At 63.2% G+C, this 17,890-nt stretch carries 11 protein-coding genes; 10 read left to right on the top strand and 1 reads right to left on the bottom strand.

The features are described 5' to 3' along the window. The first annotated feature begins 259 nt into the window (after positions 1-259). The 5 genes from secE to ACVJ19_RS34395 all read left to right on the top strand — a co-directional run bounded on the left by secE (position 260) and on the right by ACVJ19_RS34395 (position 3,305). Positions 260-451, top strand: a complete 192-nt coding sequence (secE, locus tag ACVJ19_RS34415) for a preprotein translocase subunit SecE (protein ID WP_007602984.1) — start codon at positions 260-262, stop codon at positions 449-451. Continuing rightward, complete coding sequence (gene nusG, locus ACVJ19_RS34410) at positions 451-1,005, top strand: transcription termination/antitermination protein NusG (protein WP_018647229.1); 555 nt, start codon at positions 451-453, stop codon at positions 1,003-1,005. Before secE ends, nusG begins: the two co-directional genes overlap by 1 nt. Positions 1,006-1,137: 132 nt before the next feature. Further along, positions 1,138-1,566 (top strand): 50S ribosomal protein L11, encoded by a 429-nt coding sequence (rplK, locus tag ACVJ19_RS34405; protein ID WP_011088164.1) that lies wholly within the window; start codon positions 1,138-1,140, stop codon positions 1,564-1,566. Between the two features lie 6 nt (positions 1,567-1,572). Further along, on the top strand, positions 1,573-2,265 hold the full coding sequence (rplA, locus tag ACVJ19_RS34400) for a 50S ribosomal protein L1 (protein WP_018647230.1): 693 nt from the start codon (positions 1,573-1,575) through the stop codon (positions 2,263-2,265). An 89-nt stretch (positions 2,266-2,354) separates the two neighbouring features. Continuing rightward, positions 2,355-3,305: a 2-hydroxyacid dehydrogenase gene (locus tag ACVJ19_RS34395; RefSeq protein ID WP_453953494.1), complete on the top strand. Its 951-nt coding sequence runs from the start codon at positions 2,355-2,357 to the stop codon at positions 3,303-3,305. Here ACVJ19_RS34395 and ACVJ19_RS34390 read toward each other — a convergent pair. Beyond that, positions 3,302-4,933: a hypothetical protein gene (locus tag ACVJ19_RS34390; RefSeq protein ID WP_453953493.1), complete on the bottom strand. Its 1,632-nt coding sequence runs from the start codon at positions 4,931-4,933 to the stop codon at positions 3,302-3,304. The two genes, ACVJ19_RS34395 and ACVJ19_RS34390, sit on opposite strands and share 4 nt — an antisense overlap. Positions 4,934-5,657: 724 nt before the next feature. On the opposite strand from ACVJ19_RS34390, the gene rplJ reads away from it, so the two are divergent. From rplJ to ACVJ19_RS34365, 5 genes are all read left to right on the top strand, one after another. Next, positions 5,658-6,176, top strand: coding sequence for a 50S ribosomal protein L10 (rplJ, locus tag ACVJ19_RS34385; RefSeq protein ID WP_025037001.1), 519 nt, complete (start codon positions 5,658-5,660; stop codon positions 6,174-6,176). A gap of 54 nt (positions 6,177-6,230) precedes the next feature. Continuing rightward, the gene (rplL, locus tag ACVJ19_RS34380) at positions 6,231-6,608 is read left to right on the top strand and encodes a 50S ribosomal protein L7/L12 (protein WP_018647233.1); all 378 of its coding nucleotides are present in this window, start codon (positions 6,231-6,233) and stop codon (positions 6,606-6,608) included. 484 nt (positions 6,609-7,092) lie between these two features. After that, a complete protein-coding gene (gene rpoB, locus ACVJ19_RS34375; RefSeq protein WP_453953492.1) occupies positions 7,093-11,211 on the top strand; it encodes a DNA-directed RNA polymerase subunit beta in 4,119 nt (1,372 codons plus the stop codon). Between the two features lie 129 nt (positions 11,212-11,340). Next, positions 11,341-15,537: a DNA-directed RNA polymerase subunit beta' gene (gene rpoC, locus ACVJ19_RS34370; RefSeq protein ID WP_453953491.1), complete on the top strand. Its 4,197-nt coding sequence runs from the start codon at positions 11,341-11,343 to the stop codon at positions 15,535-15,537. Between the two features lie 193 nt (positions 15,538-15,730). Further along, positions 15,731-17,791, top strand: a complete 2,061-nt coding sequence (locus ACVJ19_RS34365; protein ID WP_453953490.1) for an FAD-dependent oxidoreductase — start codon at positions 15,731-15,733, stop codon at positions 17,789-17,791. The last annotated feature ends 99 nt before the right edge of the window (positions 17,792-17,890 follow it).

The raw sequence follows: 17,890 nt of genomic DNA, 5'->3' as shown, positions 1-17,890 counted from the left end.
ATGGCCTCTGCACGGCCGTCCGGGGGAGGGCGGCTTGCCCGTACAAGCCCTCTCTATCTTGACGTTTGGTCCCAACCGCAGTAGATACCCCGCACTCGCAGCCGGCCCGTTAGACGCGGATCTCCGGCGCGGCTTTAAATCCCCGAACAATCGAGCCCGGTTCCCGGCTCATCCTTCGAGACAGAGGGCTGGGCCAACGGCGGCTGTTCGGATCCCTGAAATTCATGTGCGTCTGTCGACGGACGCTGGACCTCAAACGATGGCAGTCAGCCCGTTCAAGTTCTTGCAGGAAGTGCGCTCGGAGACCGCCAAGGTCACCTGGCCGACCCGCCGCGAGACCACGATCACCACCATCATGGTGTTCGTCATGGTCGCGGTGGCCTCGATCTTCTTCTTCGCCGCCGACCAGATCATCCGTGTTCTCATCACCTTCCTTTTGGGCATCCACTGATGGCTACAGCAACCGCTCAAGTGTCCGACAAGCGCTGGTACATCGTCCACGCCTACTCGAACTTCGAGAAGAAGGTCGCCGAATCGATCCGCGAGCAGGCCAAGCAGCGCGGGCTCGAGGAGCTGTTCGAGCTGGTGCTGGTTCCGACCGAGAAGGTCACGGAAGTGCGCCGCGGCCGCAAGATTGACGCCGAGCGCAAGTTCTTCCCGGGCTACGTGCTGGTGAAGATGAAGCTGACCGACGAGGCGTTCCATCTGATCAAGAACACGCCGAAGGTCACGGGCTTCCTCGGCGCTGAAAACAAGCCGATGCCGATCTCGGAAGCCGAGGCCATGCGCATCCTGCACCAGGTGCAGGAGGGCGTGGAACGGCCGAAGGCGTCGGTGTCGTTCGAGATCGGCGAGAACGTGCGCGTGGCCGACGGCCCGTTCGCCTCGTTCTCGGGTGTGGTCGAGGAAATCGACGAGGCTCGCTCGCGCGTGAAGGTCGCGGTGTCGATCTTCGGTCGCGCTACGCCCGTCGAACTGGAATTCGGTCAGGTCGAGAAAGTCTGATCGGGTAGCGCGTGAAGCCGAAAGGCTTCGCGCAAAGAGAGGCCGTGGGAGGACGAGGGCGGTTGCCAGCCGCTCGAGATCCCGACCACGAACCTGAAACCGCCGGCTCCGCCGGCACAACAGGAGTGATACATGGCAAAGAAAGTGACCGGATACCTGAAGCTTCAGGTCCCGGCCGGTGCGGCGAATCCTTCGCCCCCGATCGGTCCCGCGCTCGGTCAGCGCGGTCTCAACATCATGGAGTTCTGCAAGGCGTTCAACGCCCAGACCCAGAAGGAAGAGAAGAACACCCCGATCCCGGTGATCATCACCATCTATGCGGACCGTTCCTTCACCTTCGAGATGAAGACGCCGCCGATGTCCTACTTCCTCAAGCAGGCCGCCAAGATCCAGTCCGGCTCGAAGGCGCCGGGCCGTGACAAGGCCGGCAAGGTGACCAAGGCGCAGGTGCGCGAGATCGCCGAGAAGAAGATGAAGGACTTGAATTGCGACACCATCGAATCGGCCATGAAGATGGTCGAGGGCTCTGCCCGTTCGATGGGTCTGGAAGTTGCGGGGTAAGCGGCCATGGCAATCGGAAAGCGTTTGAACAAAGCCCGCGAAGGCATTGACCGCGAAAAGCTTTACCCGCTCGCGGATGCCATCAAGATGGTCAAGGAGCGCGCGAAAGCGAAGTTCGACGAGACCATCGAGGTCGCGATCAATCTCGGCGTCGATCCCCGTCACGCCGACCAGATGGTCCGCGGCGTCGTGACCCTGCCGAACGGCACCGGCCGTACCCTCCGCGTCGGCGTGTTCGCCCGCGGCGCCAAGGCCGACGAGGCCAAGGCTGCGGGTGCCGACGTCGTCGGCGCCGAGGACCTGGTCGAGAAGGTGCAGAACGGCTCGATCGATTTCGACCGCTGCATCGCCACCCCCGACATGATGCCGCTGGTCGGCCGCCTCGGTAAGGTGCTCGGCCCGCGCGGCCTGATGCCGAACCCGAAGATCGGCACCGTGACCATGGACGTCACCGGTGCGGTGAAGGGTGCCAAGGGCGGCTCGGTCGAGTTCCGCGTCGAGAAGGCCGGCATCCTGCAGGCCGGCGTCGGCAAGGCTTCCTTCTCCGAGGAGAAGCTGGTCGAGAACATCAAGGCTCTCGCTGACGCTGTCTCCAAGGCGAAGCCGGCTGGCTCCAAGGGCACCTACATCCAGCGCGTTGCGGTGTCCTCGACGATGGGCCCCGGCGTGAAGGTCGAGCCGGGCACCATTCTCGGCTAAGTCTGGAAATTGCATGAGGCGAGGGGCGGAATTGGGCAACCGATTCCGCCCCTCGTCGTTTGTGGCGGCGTTGAGCGGAAACAAGAACAATGGCTGACAAGGTCCTGATCTACTCGCGCTTTCCCAAGACGATGATGGCGCGCTTCGCCGAACGGTTCGAACTGCTCGACACCGGCGGCAAGCCCGCGCGCGAGGTGTTTTCGGCCGACGAGCTCGGCGGCATCCGCGCGCTGCTCACCGCGGGCGGCTCGCCGCTGGAGGCAGAGGCGATGGACCTGTTTCCAAAGCTCGGCGCCATCGTCTGCTACGGCACCGGCTATGACGGCGTCGACCTGAAGGCGGCCGCCGCTCGCAACATCGCGGTGGGCCACAGCCCCGGGGCCAATGCAGCCTCCGTCGCCGATATCGCGATGACCCTGATGCTGGCGACGACGCGGCGGATCCTGGTTGCCGACCAGTATGTCCGCAGCGGCGATTGGGCTGCGTCAAAACAGTCGCCAATGATGCGTCCCCAGGCCGGCATGCCCGGCCGCCGTATCGGCGTCTATGGCATGGGCGAGATCGGCCGCAAGATCGCCGCGCGCTGCGCCGCCTTCGAGAGCGAGGTCGGCTATTTCAGCCGCACCAAATACGATCTGCCCTATCAATATTTCCCGTCGCTGGAAGCGCTCGCCGACTGGTGCGGCGTGCTGATGGTCGCCGTGCGGGCAGGGGCCGAGACCCAGCACGCCGTCAATGCCGATATCCTCAGGCGACTCGGGGCGGACGGCTATGTCGTCAACATCTCCCGCGGCTCTGTCATCGACGAGAAAGCCCTGGTCGCGGCGCTCACCGGCAAGACCATAGCCGGCGCCGGCCTCGACGTCTTCGAGAAGGAACCGCACGCGCCCGACGCGCTGACCGCGCTGCCGAACGTCGTGTTCGCCCCGCATATCGGCGGCCACACCCTGGACTCGCACGTCGCCATGCAGAACTGCGTGCTGGCGAACCTGACCGCGTTTTTCGAAGGCAAACCGCTGCCTTACGCGGTCAAATCCTAGCTGGCGCGATCGAGGCGGAATCTGTCCTGCAGCTCGCGCCGGAGCTTGTCGTCTTTCACCATGGCAATGCGCGCTGCCGCACGTTCGCGCAGCATCCGGGTCATGGGCGTCAGGGCCGGATAGGGGCTGTTCCAGCCGGCCGCCTGCAGGAACTGCTCGAGTCGTCCATCGGGGACGCGATCGAGCTGCCGAGCAAGAAATTCACGCTCTTCATCATTGCGGATGAGATAGACTCGTTTGAACGCCAGCATGCGGTTGACGAAGGCGTCGCTGGCGTCATCCCGTATCAAACGAAATCGCTGGCGCTGCTCGTCCACATATTGATCCGATTGGTAGGCTGTTTTGCTGGCGAGTCGCAGTGCCAGCTCGTATTCCCAGGTCTTCAGGTCGCGCCGTTCCTCGAAGATTTGCAGGGCCTGGTCCGCAATGCCGGGGAATTTCTCGGCGTCCCAGTGAAACGGCAGAGCTACCTCGTTGTAATCGAAGCCAATGGCGGGGTCCTGCATACGCGCCACGATTAGGTCGATGAACTTGCGCTGCCGACCAGGATCGAGCTTGTACCAGAATTTCTGGATCGACTCGCGGGCGTTACTGGTAAGGCTCGACAGCTCAATGAAGGAAGCCATCACGCCAAGCAGGTCGTCATCGACGCCACCCTTGGCCTGGACCGTCAGGGCGATGTCGAGCGCGGCAGTGCGGGTCGGACCTCTTGAAATTTCGGCTGCACGGCGGATCAACTCGGCAGTGCTGATATCGGGCATCTTCGGTGGTGCGGCCCAGTCGATGCCGTAGGCTGCGGCCGCGAGGTCCTCACCGGTAAAGCTGGGCCCTCCGATCCAGACCATTTGCGATGGGCCGCCGGAGAATCCCTCCCACAGCGACAATGTTGGGTCCGGCAGGTTGGGCCGCCCGAACAGCGGGGCGTAGCTGAGTACGACACGACGGCCAGAGTGCCAGGTCGCCGCCACGCGTTCCTCGCCGTTGTGCCGGACATTGAGCATACCGACGGTGCAGCAACCCACCATGGGGTGGTAGGGCCTGACCTTCATTCGAACCACGAGGCCGTCGGGAATGCTGTCGATCATCGTCGTCTTTAGGCATTCGCCGATGCGCCCAGCACGCTGCAATAGTTCCGAGTTGCGCAACTCGTCCGCGCTGCAGTCCTTGGCGGCCGCAAGCTCGGTCATCCGGATCGGTCCGATATGGCCTTTCTCGTCGTCAGTGGCGTGGACATAGCGGTCGATCAGGCCGTTGGCGAGGAGAGAGACCTGGCCGCAGCAACCCCGGACGCCGTTGGTTACCAGAGTGACGGTCCGAATGGACTTCAACTCGGTCGGGATCGTGCGGACGGCGAGGGAGGGATCGGTTGTCGCCTCGACCTGATACCGGCTCCAGACCGAAGCGCCGAACCAGATTGCGAAGAACAACGGCGGAGCCGCGATCAGGCCGGGCTGTTTCCGGATCGCGCCGAACGTCATCATGCCAATGACGACCGTCATCCAGACTACGTTGAGGCCGCCCGCGATGATGTGCATGAACTGGACGGGGAACGAGCTGGTTCCCAGCAAGCCATAGACGGCCGCGAGGATCACCAGACCGACGATCAGGGTGATGGTGTGCCGGATCATCTGGTCGATCCTTGTCGACTTGCCGCTGGGGAGGTAAGAGGGCGCGCGACTCAACCCTTAGCTGAGAAGTCTTGCCCGATCCGTAAGGCGTGTGCGCCGATGAGCCATCGTGGGAAAAGGGTTCGCTAACCTTCGGCGGCTACGTGCTTTTTGCAGGCGTTCAAGCCCGGCCGGCAATCGATTGGAACTGGTGTGAATTTTGCTCTTGGCAAGCAGGCCCGGAGCGGTTAAAGAACCGCCTCCGGACGTGCCGGCCTCGGCTGGCGCGTTCGTGCACGCATTCCGAAAACCCGACACGGCAGGAGATCATTCCTTTTCAGGACGTCCGCAAGGATTTGCCGGAAAAGGAAGGGAAACCGTCGGTTGGCTGGGATGCGGGCAGAGGTCGGGCGGTTCGCCGGCTGACCTTGTCCTGTCCAAGACTGCAGGCGCCCGCGGGAAATTTCGATTTCTCAACGGCTTAATCGCATGGCCTGCATAGACGGGTGAAGACCGGATTTCACTTCGCACCCAGCTTTGAGGGCTGGCTTTGCGAATCGGGTCTGGTTCGGACCTCGACACGCCGTGGGCCTTTGAGGGGCTCCCGGAGGGCAGGCTTTGAATTGTCGTCTTGCCCGGCGTGTCCGATGGGTTTTTGACCCGGAGGTTCAGGTTTGGGCGGGACGATGGGTGCAACCCGGCGGTCCCGCTTCTCGCGATGACCGCCAACCGGAGAGAGCTTGCTGTGGAACGAGCGGCAAAAAAAGAAGCGGTCGAACAGCTCAATGAGGTCTTCAAGACCACGAGCGTCGCGGTCGTTGCTCAATATTCCGGCCTCACCGTCGCCCAGATGCAGAAGCTGCGCCAGCAGATGAAGCAGGCGGGCGCTGCGGTGAAGGTCTCGAAGAACCGTCTCGCCAAAATTGCTCTTGAAGGCACTGACGTCGTTGCCATCGGCCCCATGCTGAAGGGACCGACCGTGATCGCGACTTCCAACGATCCGGTAGCGGCGCCAAAGGTCGCCATCGAATTCGCCAAGGCGAACGAAAAGTTCGTCATCGTCGGCGGCTCGATGGGGAAGACCGTCCTGAATGTCGACGGCGTGAAGGCGCTTGCCTCGCTGCCGTCGCTTGACGAACTGCGCGGCAAGATCGTCGGCCTCATCGTGGCCCCGGCGACCAAGCTGGCCCAGCTCGCCAACGCGCCCGCGGGCAAGCTCGCGCGCGTCATCCAGGCTCATGCCTCAAAGGGCGAAGCGGCCTGACGCCCTTCGCAAAACTCAAACCCGAACCAGACTTACACCTAAGGAAACTGAACAATGGCTGACTTGCAGAAGATCGTTGACGACCTCTCGAGCCTCACCGTGCTCGAAGCCGCTGAATTGGCGAAGCTCCTCGAAGAGAAGTGGGGCGTTTCGGCTGCCGCGGCTGTCGCCGTGGCCGGCCCGGCTGGTGGTGGTGCTGCTGCCGCTCCGGCGGAAGAGAAGACCGAGTTCACGGTCGTTCTCGCCTCTGCCGGCGAGAAGAAGATCGAGGTCATCAAGGAAGTCCGCGCCATCACCGGTCTCGGCCTGAAGGAAGCAAAGGACCTCGTCGAGGGTGCTCCGAAGCCGCTGAAGGAAGGCGTGAACAAGGAAGAAGCCGAGAAGATCAAGGCCCAGATCGAGAAGGCTGGCGCCAAGGTCGAGCTCAAGTAAGCACCGCTTACTGGTGCGGGATCCCGGGCGGGCATCGGCTCGGCCCGGGATCCTGGTCCCCCCGAGAGGGTGGGCTGGATGCAAAAGGCGTGCGACGGAACGATCCGACGCAGGCCGAACACGAAAAAGTGTGGGGATTTGCGGGTTTAACCCTCGAATCTGCACTATTGTCGCCCCATATCGGGTCGACAGCACGAAAGCGCGGTGGGCAGGGAGGCCGGATTTCCCTGTAAGCCGTTGGGAGAGCAGGCTATTTCGGGCTTTTGCAGTCCGTGAAGACGATCGTTGTGACGGGCGGGCGCGCACACCAGCGCCCCGCGCGTCGTTTTGCGTTTTGAAGGTCTGAAGAACAGATTCAGGACATTCCCGCCTGAACCTGAGTTTCCGACCCCCCAAAACGGGTTCGAAAAATTCAACCCGGGGAGCGGTGGCAGCCGCGTTCCGGACGGCGCGCCCAGAGCGGGCGACGAAATGAGAGGCCACGATGGCGCAGCAGACATTCACCGGTCGCAAACGCGTTCGCAAGTTCTTCGGACATATCAAGGAAGTCGCCGAGATGCCGAACCTCATCGAGGTTCAGAAGGCGTCCTATGACCAGTTCCTGATGGTCGACGAGCCCCAGGGCGGCCGTCTCGACGAGGGTCTGCAGGCGGTGTTCCGCTCGGTGTTCCCGATCTCGGACTTCTCGGGCACCTCGATGCTGGAATTCGTCCGCTACGAGTTCGAGCAGCCGAAATATGACGTCGACGAGTGCCGCCAGCGCGGCATGACCTTCGCGGCTCCCCTCAAGGTGACGCTGCGCCTCATCGTGTTCGATATCGACGAGGAAACCGGCGCGAAGTCGGTCAAGGACATCAAGGAGCAGGACGTCTACATGGGCGATATCCCGCTCATGACGATGAACGGCACCTTCATCGTGAACGGCACCGAGCGCGTCATCGTCTCGCAGATGCACCGTTCGCCCGGCGTGTTCTTCGACCACGACAAGGGCAAGACCCATTCGTCGGGCAAGCTGCTGTTCGCCGCCCGCGTGATCCCGTATCGCGGTTCCTGGCTCGACATCGAGTTCGACGCCAAGGACATCGTCTATGCGCGTATCGACCGTCGCCGCAAGATTCCGGTGACGTCGCTGATGTTCGCCCTCGGCCTCGACGGCGAGGCGATCCTGTCCACGTTCTACAAGAGGATCCTCTACAAGCGGACCAAGGAAGGCTGGCGCGTTCCGTTCGACGCCAACCGTTTCCGCGGCTACTCGACCGTCAACGATCTGATCGACGCCGATACCGGCAAGGTCGTGCTCGAGGCCGGCAAGAAGCTCACCGTCCGTGCCGCCCGCCAGCTCCAGGAGAAGGGGCTGAAGGCGCTGCGCATGGCTGACGAAGAGCTGGTCGGCAATTACGTCGCCGAGGACCTCGTCAACCCGAAGACCGGTGAGATCCACGCCGAAGCCGGTGAGGAAATCACCGACAAGCTGATGAAGGCGCTCAACGAGCAGGGCTACAAGGAACTGCCGCTGCTCGACATCGATCACGTCAATGTCGGCCCCTACATCCGCAACACGCTCTCGGCCGACAAGAACATGACGCGCGAGGATGCGCTGTTCGACATCTACCGCGTGATGCGTCCGGGCGAGCCGCCGACGCTGGAATCGGCGCAGGCCATGTTCCAGTCGCTGTTCTTCGACGCCGAGCGTTACGACCTCTCCGCGGTCGGCCGCGTCAAGATGAACATGCGCCTCGACCTCGATGCGCCCGACACCCAGCGTACGCTGCGCAAGGAGGACATCCTCTCCGTCATCAAGACGCTGGTGGACCTGCGCGACGGCAAGGGCGAGATCGACGACATCGACCATCTCGGCAACCGCCGTGTGCGCTCGGTCGGCGAGCTCATGGAGAACCAGTACCGCATCGGCCTCCTGCGCATGGAGCGCGCGATCAAGGAGCGCATGTCCTCGGTCGATATCGACACGGTCATGCCGCAGGACCTGATCAACGCGAAGCCCGCGGCTGCCGCGGTGCGCGAGTTCTTCGGCTCCTCGCAGCTCTCGCAGTTCATGGACCAGACCAACCCGCTGTCGGAGATCACCCACAAGCGCCGCCTCTCGGCACTTGGACCGGGCGGTCTGACCCGCGAGCGTGCCGGCTTCGAGGTGCGCGACGTGCATCCGACGCATTACGGCCGCATCTGCCCGATCGAGACGCCGGAAGGTCCGAACATCGGCCTGATCAACTCGCTCGCGACCTTCGCGCGCGTGAACAAGTACGGCTTCGTCGAGACGCCTTATCGCAAGGTCAAGGACGGCCGCGTCACCGACGAGGTCGTGTACCTCTCGGCGATGGAGGAGGGCCGCTACACGGTCGCGCAGGCCAACGTGCCGCTCGATCCGAAGGGCCGCTTCACCGAAGATCTCGTGGTCTGCCGTCACGCCGGCGAAGTCTTGCCGGTGACGCCGGACAAGGTCGACTATATGGACGTGTCGCCGAAGCAGCTCGTCTCCGTCGCCGCGGCGTTGATCCCGTTCCTCGAGAACGACGACGCCAACCGCGCGCTGATGGGCTCGAACATGCAGCGCCAGGCGGTGCCGCTGGTTCGCGCCGAGGCGCCGTTCGTCGGCACCGGCATGGAGGGCGTCGTTGCCCGTGACTCGGGCGCTGCGATCGCGGCGCGCCGTTCGGGCGTGATCGACCAGATCGACGCGACCCGCGTCGTCATCCGCGCCACGGAAGATCTCGATCCGACCAAGTCGGGCGTCGATATCTACCGCCTGATGAAGTACCAGCGCTCCAACCAGTCGACCTGCATCAACCAGCGTCCGCTGGTGAAGGTCGGCGACATCGTCAAGAAGGGCGACATCATCGCCGACGGTCCGTCGACCGATCTCGGCGAGCTCGCTCTGGGGCGTAACGTGCTCGTCGCGTTCATGCCGTGGAACGGCTACAACTTCGAAGACTCGATCCTGCTCTCCGAGCGGATCGTGAAGGAAGACGTCTTCACCTCGATCCACATCGAGGAGTTCGAGGTGATGGCCCGCGACACCAAGCTCGGGCCTGAGGAAATCACCCGCGACATTCCGAACGTCTCGGAAGAAGCGCTGAAGAACCTCGACGAAGCCGGTATCGTCTACATCGGTGCGGAAGTGCGCGCCGGCGACATCCTGGTCGGCAAGATCACGCCGAAGGGCGAAAGCCCGATGACGCCGGAAGAAAAGCTCCTGCGCGCCATCTTCGGCGAAAAGGCTTCCGACGTCCGCGACACCTCGCTGCGCGTTCCTCCGGGCGTGCAGGGCACGATCGTGGAAGTGCGCGTGTTCAACCGTCACGGCGTCGACAAGGACGAGCGTGCGCTGGCGATCGAGCGGGAAGAGATCGAGCGTCTGGCCAAGGACCGCGACGACGAGCAGGCGATCCTGGACCGCAACGTCTACAACCGTCTTGCCGAGCTGCTCGAAGGGCGGCAGGGCATTGCCGGTCCGAAGGGCTTCAAGAAGGACACCAAGATCACCCGTGCGGTGCTCGAGGAGTACCCGAAGTCGCAGTGGTGGCTGTTCGCCTCGCCGAACGACAAGCTGATGGCCGAGATCGAGGCCATGCGGAAGCAGTACGACGAGTCGAAGAAGGGGCTCGAGCAGCGCTTCCTCGACAAGGTCGAGAAGCTGCAGCGCGGTGACGAATTGCCGCCCGGCGTGATGAAGATGGTCAAGGTCTTCGTCGCGGTGAAGCGCAAGATCCAGCCCGGCGACAAGATGGCCGGCCGCCATGGCAACAAGGGCGTGGTGTCGAAGATCGTGCCGATCGAGGACATGCCGTTCCTCGAAGACGGTACGCACGCCGACATCGTGCTCAATCCGCTGGGCGTGCCCTCGCGCATGAACGTCGGACAGATCCTCGAGACCCATCTCGGCTGGGCCTGCGCCGGCCTCGGCAAGCGTATCGGCCAGACGGTCGATGCGTACCTGTCGAAGCAGGACATCAAGCCGCTGAAGGAAACCTTGAAGAAGGTCTACGGCGAGGACGAGACGATCAAGTCGCTCAACGACAACGAGCTGCTCGAACTCGGCCATAACCTCAGCCGCGGTGTTCCGATCGCAACCCCGGTGTTCGACGGCGCCAAGGAAGCCGACATCGAGGAGATGCTGAAGCTTGCCGGTCTCGACGCTTCGGGTCAGTCGACCGTCTATGACGGCCGCACCGGCGATCCGTTCGATCGCAAGGTGACGGTGGGCTACATCTACATGCTCAAGCTGCACCATCTCGTCGACGACAAGATCCATGCGCGTTCGATCGGTCCGTACTCGCTTGTCACCCAGCAGCCGCTGGGCGGCAAGGCGCAGTTCGGCGGCCAGCGCTTCGGCGAAATGGAGGTGTGGGCGCTCGAGGCTTACGGCGCGGCGTACACGCTCCAGGAAATGCTGACGGTGAAGTCGGACGACGTCGCCGGCCGCACCAAGGTGTACGAGGCGATCGTGCGCGGCGACGACACGTTCGAGGCCGGTATTCCGGAATCGTTCAACGTGCTGGTCAAGGAAATGCGCTCGCTCGGCCTCAACGTCGACCTGCACAACTCCAAGATGGGACCGGCGCCGACGTCGGAAGCGGCCGAGTAATTCGACCTGTCATGCCCGGCCTTCGCGGCCGGGCATTGGCGCCCCTCCCGAGGCCTTGAGGGCAGGGCGCCGTGCTCGAGTGATTTTCGAATTTGCGGCCGGAGGCGACCGGCACGCGAGGAGAAGACGATGAACCAAGAAATTATGAATCTCTTCAACCCGACGACGCCGGCTCAGGTCTTCGACCAGATCCGGATCTCGATCGCGTCTCCAGAGAAGATTCTGTCCTGGTCCTACGGCGAGATCAAGAAGCCGGAGACCATCAACTACCGTACCTTCAAGCCCGAGCGCGACGGCCTGTTCTGCGCCCGCATCTTCGGGCCGATCAAGGACTATGAGTGCTTGTGCGGCAAGTACAAGCGCATGAAGTACAAGGGCATCATCTGCGAGAAGTGCTCGGTCGAGGTCACGCTGTCGCGCGTCCGGCGCGAGCGCATGGGCCATATCGAGCTCGCAGCCCCCGTCGCCCACATCTGGTTCCTGAAGTCGCTGCCCTCGCGCATCGGCCTTCTGCTCGACATGACGCTGAAGGATCTCGAGCGGATCCTCTACTTCGAATATTACGTCGTGCTGGAGCCGGGCCTCACCGCGCTCAAGGACCGTCAGCTGCTGTCGGAAGACGAGTATCTGAAGGCGCAGGACGAGTACGGCCAGGACAGCTTCACCGCCATGATCGGCGCCGAAGCGATCCGCGAGCTGCTCAAGGGCATGGACCTCGAGAAGCTCGAGGCCTCGCTGCGCGTCGAGATGCAGGAGACCGACTCCGACATCAAGCACAAGAAGCTCGCCAAGCGCCTGAAGATCGTGGAAGCGTTCCGCCACTCCGGCAACAAGCCGGAATGGATGATCATGACCGTGGTCCCGGTGATTCCGCCGGACCTGCGTCCGCTGGTGCCGCTGGACGGCGGCCGCTTCGCGACCTCGGATCTCAACGACCTCTACCGCCGCGTCATCAACCGCAACAACCGCTTGAAGCGGCTGATGGAGCTGCGCGCGCCCGACATCATCATCCGCAACGAGAAGCGCATGCTTCAGGAAGCGGTCGATGCGCTGTTCGACAACGGCCGCCGCGGCCGCGTCATCACCGGCGCCAACAAGCGTCCGCTGAAGTCGCTCGCCGACATGCTCAAGGGCAAGCAGGGCCGTTTCCGCCAGAACCTGCTCGGCAAGCGCGTCGACTACTCGGGCCGTTCGGTGATCGTGGTCGGTCCCGAGCTGCGCCTGCATCAGTGCGGCCTGCCGAAGAAGATGGCGCTCGAGCTGTTCAAGCCGTTCATCTATTCGCGGCTTGACGCCAAGGGCCTGTCCACCACCGTGAAGCAGGCCAAGAAGCTGGTCGAGAAGGAGCGGCCCGAGGTCTGGGACATCCTGGACGAGGTCATCCGCGAGCATCCGGTGCTGCTCAACCGCGCGCCGACGCTGCACCGCCTCGGCATCCAGGCGTTCGAACCCGTGCTGATCGAGGGCAAGGCGATCCAGCTCCACCCGCTGGTCTGCTCGGCGTTCAACGCCGACTTCGACGGCGACCAGATGGCCGTGCACGTCCCGCTGTCGCTCGAAGCGCAGCTGGAAGCGCGCGTCCTGATGATGTCGACCAACAACATCCTGCATCCGGCGAACGGCCAGCCGATCATCGTGCCGTCGCAGGACATCGTGCTCGGTCTCTACTACGTCTCGATCATGCGCGAAGGCCTGCCCGGCGAGGGCAAGATCTTCGGCGACATGGCCGAGCTCGAGCACGCGCTGCATGCGAAGGTCATCCACCTCCACACCAAGATCAAGTACCGGTGGCAGGGCATGGACGAGACCGGCAAGGTCTCGACGCGCTGGATCGAGACCACCGCCGGCCGCGTCATGCTCGGCAATCTGCTGCCGAAGAATCCGCGGATTTCGTACGAGATCATCAACAAGCTGATGACCAAGCGCGAGATCTCGGGCGTCATCGACCAGGTCTACCGTCACTGCGGTCAGAAGGAGACGGTGATCTTCTGCGACCGCATCATGGCGCTCGGCTTCTACAATGCGTTCAAGGCCGGCATCTCGTTCGGCAAGGACGACATGGTCGTGCCGCACGGCAAGTGGAAGATCGTCGATACCACCCGTACGCTGGCGAAGGATTTCGAGCAGCAGTACAACGACGGTCTGATCACCCATGGCGAGAAGTACAACAAGGTCGTCGACGCCTGGTCGAAGGCCACGGAAGAAATCGCCAAGGCGATGATGAAGGAGATCTCCTCGACCAAGAAGACGGCGAGCGGGGCCGATGCCGACATCAACTCGATCTACATGATGGCTCACTCCGGTGCCCGCGGTTCGCCGGCCCAGATGCGCCAGCTCGCCGGCATGCGCGGCCTGATGGCCAAGCCGTCGGGTGAGATCATCGAGACGCCGATCATCTCGAACTTCAAGGAAGGCCTCTCGGTGCTCGAGTACTTCAACTCGACCCACGGCGCCCGTAAGGGCCTCGCGGACACCGCGTTGAAGACCGCGAATTCGGGCTACCTGACTCGTCGTCTCGTCGACGTGGCGCAGGACTGCATCATCACGCAGTCCGACTGCGGCACCAAGCTCGGCATCAAGATGCGCGCCATCGTCGATGCCGGCACCGTGGTCGCTTCGCTCGGCTCGCGCATCCTCGGACGCACGGCCTGTGAAGACATCCGTGACAGCTCGGGCAAGGTGATCATCAAGCGCGACACGCTGATGGAGGAGAGCCATCTGGAAGCCATCCAGCAGGGTGGTGTGCAGGAGGTGAAGATCCGCTCGGCGCTGACCTGCGAGCTCGTCAACGGCATCTGCGGCAAGTGCTACGGCCGCGACCTCGCCCGCGGCACGCCGGTCAACCACGGCGAAGCGGTCGGCGTCATCGCGGCGCAGTCGATCGGCGAGCCGGGCACCCAGCTCACCATGCGCACCTTCCACATCGGTGGTGCGGCGCAGCTCAACGAGCAGTCCTTCGTCGAAGCCAACTTCGACGGCAAGATCGTGATCCGGAACAAGGCCATCGCCCGCAACAGCGAAGGTCACCTGATCGCGATGGTGCGCAACATGGTGGTGGCGATCGTCGATGCTGACGGCACCGAGCGTGCGACGCACCGTGTCCAGTACGGCTCGCGCCTGCACGTCGACGAAGGCGACATGGTCAAGCGCGGCCAGCGCGTCGTCGAGTGGGATCCCTACACCCGTCCGCTCCTCACCGAAGTCGAAGGTACCATCGGCTTCGAGGATCTGGTCGAGGGGCAGTCGATCTCGGAAACGCTCGACGAGGCCACCGGTATCGCCAAGCGTGTGGTCATCGACTGGCGCTCGACCCGCGGCGGCTCGGACCTGCGCCCGGCCATCGTGGTCAAGGGCAAGGACGGCAAGGTGCTCAAGCTCGCCCGCGGCGGCGATGCCCGCTACATGCTGTCGGTCGACGCCATCCTCTCGGTCGACGTCGGAGCCAAGGTCAATCCGGGTGACATCCTCGCCCGTGTCTCGACCGAAAGCGCCAAGACGCGTGACATCACCGGCGGTCTGCCGCGGGTGGCGGAACTGTTCGAGGCCCGGCGTCCGAAGGATGCGGCGATCATCGCCGAAATCGCGGGCACCATCCGGTTCGGGCGCGACTACAAGAACAAGCGTCGCATCTCGATCGAGCCGATGGACAAGACCGAGGAGCCGCGCGAGTACCTGATCCCGAAGGGCAAGCACATCCACCTTCAGGACGGCGACGTCGTCGAAAAGGGCGACTTCATCGTCGAAGGTAACCCGGCGCCGCACGACATCCTTGCGGTCAAGGGCATCGAGGAGCTCGCGGCCTACCTGGTCAACGAAATCCAGGAGGTCTACCGGCTCCAGGGCGTGCTCATCAACGACAAGCACATCGAGGTGATTGTCCGTCAGATGCTCCAGAAGGTGGAAGTCACCGACCAGGGCGACACGGACATGATCTCCGGCGAGCAGGTCGACAAGATCGAGTTCGACGCGCTGAACGAGAAGGCCAAGGAAGAGGGCAAGAAGCCCGCCACGGGAACGCCGGTTCTGCTCGGCATCACCAAGGCGAGCCTCCAGACCCGCTCGTTCTTCTCGGCGGCCTCGTTCCAAGAGACCACCCGCGTCCTCACCGAGGCGGCGGTCAACGGCAAGATCGATCCGCTCGAGGGTCTGAAGGAGAACGTCATCGTCGGCCGGCTGATCCCGGCAGGCACCGGCGCCTCCATGGCCAAGATCCGCGAAGTCGCGATGAAGCGCGACAAGCTGATCCTGGACGAGCGCGAGAAGCAGGCGTCTGTCGTGTCGCCCGCGCCGGAAGCGGAGCTTCCTGCGCTGCCGCCCGCGGAATGATCGTTCATCCGTAGGAATACCGAGGACAATGAAAAGGCCGGCGCAAGCCGGCCTTTTTGCTGCTTTCTTTGCTTGCTGCGATGCAGGATCAACCTTTGTTCATCTTTCCTTCAGACGCAAAAGCGCTTCTGCTAGGGGAGCTTAGACCGGTGGATCCCGTGACGGGGGCAGGGCCGGAGACCACGGAACTAATATGCTTGACCTCGCAATCGTAGGCGGCGGCCCCGGCGGGCTGATGAGCGCCTGGTATCTGAAGCGTAAGCTCGGCGACCTCTGCCGCGTCACCATCTTCGAGGCGTCGGACCGGCTCGGCGGCAAGATCGTCACACGCAAATTCGATTCCGCGCCCGCGATGTACGAGGCCGGCGTTGCCGAGATCTACGACTACTCGATGACGGGTCCGGATCCGCTGCGCGAGCTGATCCAGCATTTCGGCCTGCAGACGATTCCGATGGATGCCGAGCAGGTGCAGTTCGGCGGCGAATTGCTCAACGACGTGCCCGGCATGCGCCGCAAGTACGGCGCCACGACCGCGGCCGCGATCGAGGCGTTCCGCAAGCGCTGCACCGAAGTGATGTCGCCGATCGAATATTACGAGGGCGTCGGCGCGCACGACAACGAGAATCCCTGGGCCTACAAGACCGCCGAGCAGGTGCTCGACGAGGAGGTCGAGGACGAAACCGCAAAGCGTTTCTTCAAGGTGATGGCGCGCTCGGACATCGCGACCGAAAGCCACAACACCAACGGCCTCAACGCGCTCAAGAACTACCTGATGGACGTCGACGGCTATATCGGCCTCTATTCCATCCAGAACGGCAACGAGCAGCTGATCGAGTGCCTGCAGTCGGAGGTCAATGCCGACATTCAGCTCAATCACCGCGTGCTCACCGTCGGCAAGGCGCCGACCGGCCGCTACCAGCTCAAGATGATGAACGGCAAGGGTCCGGAGACGCGCGATTTCGACCTCGTGCTGGTCTGCCTGCCGCATTCCTGGCTCGCCACCGTGGGGTGGGAAGGCGAGCAGCTGCGCAAGTCGATGGTCAAGCACGTCTCCTATTTCGACCGTCCAGCGCACTATTTGCGCGTCTCGATCCTGTTCGACGAGCCGTTCTGGGGCGAGAAGATTCCCGGCGCCTGGTTCATGTCGGAAGCCTTCGGCGGCTGCTGCGTCTACAACGAGGGTGCGCGCCACGACGTCGGCAAGCATGGCGTGCTGAACTGGCTCATTCCCGGTGCCGACGCGCTGGCCTTCGCCAATCTCTCCGATCAGGAGCTGATCGAAGCCGCGCTGAAATCGCTGCCGGCCTCACTCGGCGATGCCCGCGCGCATTTCATGGAAGGCAAGATCCATCGCTGGCTGTCGTCGGTGAATGCGCTGCCGGGCGGTCTGCCCGTGCGCGACGTCATGACCAATCACCGGCCCGAGCCGAAGGAACATCCCGGCATTGTCGTGGTCGGCGACTATCTGTTCGACTCGACGCTGAATGGCCTGCTCGACTCCTCGGATGCGGCCACCGACATCATCTTGACCGAGATGATGCGGCTGCGCCGCGAACGCGCGCAGGAGGACAAGCCGCTCTCCGACAAGATCGACCGCGACTATTTCGAGAACTATCGCGGCCGCGGTCCCTACGGCGAGGCGTGGCAGCACTTCACCGATCCCGACTATCTGACAAGACTGATCGGCATCGTCTGGGGCAAGGCCAAGGGCTCAAAGCTCCTGGTCGCGGGCTCGGCCAGTGGCGAGCTGGTCGGCGCACTGCGCGAGCGGGGCATCGATGCCTGGGGCATCGAGAACAACCGTGCCATCCACGCCAAGACGCCGAAGGCGCTGAAGAAGTACAACAAGCTCGGATCGATCACCGATATGCCGTTCAAGGACGGCAGCTTCGATTTCGTGTTCGAGACCAGCCTCTGCCACTTGTCGCCGAAGCAGGTGGTCCGTGCGATCCGCGAGCTCAACCGCGTGGTCAAGACCGGACTCGTGTTCGGCTCGGTCACCTCGGACATGGCGCCGGCTCTGATCGACCGCTACGACCTGCTTCGCGGGGTCAAGAAGCTCGGCACCTGGTGGGAATGGTCCGAGCTGTTCTTCGGCAACGGCTTCGATCTGTCGATGCACCGCAAGGACTGCACCGATGCGCTCTGGGAGGCGACGCTCGCCGCCAATAAGGGTCCGGGCCAGTGGTACGCCGACGCGGACAGCTTGCGCTATTCGTTCTTCGACAAGGTCGAGGACGAGGACGACGACTAGCCCTTAAGATCGGGTGAATTCGCCAATTGCTTTGCCGAATTCATCGTGATCGCATAGAATCGGTGCGATAGCGGCTCTCCGCTATCTCATGCTTTCTCT

Source organism: Bradyrhizobium sp. USDA 376 (assembly GCF_054063675.1).
The sequence above is the reverse complement of the archived record's forward strand: the minus strand, read 5'-3'. Positions and strand labels throughout refer to the sequence as shown.

Coding starts and splice junctions, on each gene's coding strand:
- rplA (WP_018647230.1), top strand. CDS start 1,573: ATGGCAATCGGAAAGCGTTTGAACAAAGCCCGCGAAGGCATTGACCGC.
- rpoC (WP_453953491.1), top strand. CDS start 11,341: ATGAACCAAGAAATTATGAATCTCTTCAACCCGACGACGCCGGCTCAG.
- rpoB (WP_453953492.1), top strand. CDS start 7,093: ATGGCGCAGCAGACATTCACCGGTCGCAAACGCGTTCGCAAGTTCTTC.
- nusG (WP_018647229.1), top strand. CDS start 451: ATGGCTACAGCAACCGCTCAAGTGTCCGACAAGCGCTGGTACATCGTC.
- rplK (WP_011088164.1), top strand. CDS start 1,138: ATGGCAAAGAAAGTGACCGGATACCTGAAGCTTCAGGTCCCGGCCGGT.
- secE (WP_007602984.1), top strand. CDS start 260: ATGGCAGTCAGCCCGTTCAAGTTCTTGCAGGAAGTGCGCTCGGAGACC.
- ACVJ19_RS34365 (WP_453953490.1), top strand. CDS start 15,731: ATGCTTGACCTCGCAATCGTAGGCGGCGGCCCCGGCGGGCTGATGAGC.
- ACVJ19_RS34395 (WP_453953494.1), top strand. CDS start 2,355: ATGGCTGACAAGGTCCTGATCTACTCGCGCTTTCCCAAGACGATGATG.
- rplL (WP_018647233.1), top strand. CDS start 6,231: ATGGCTGACTTGCAGAAGATCGTTGACGACCTCTCGAGCCTCACCGTG.
- ACVJ19_RS34390 (WP_453953493.1), bottom strand. CDS start 4,933: ATGATCCGGCACACCATCACCCTGATCGTCGGTCTGGTGATCCTCGCG.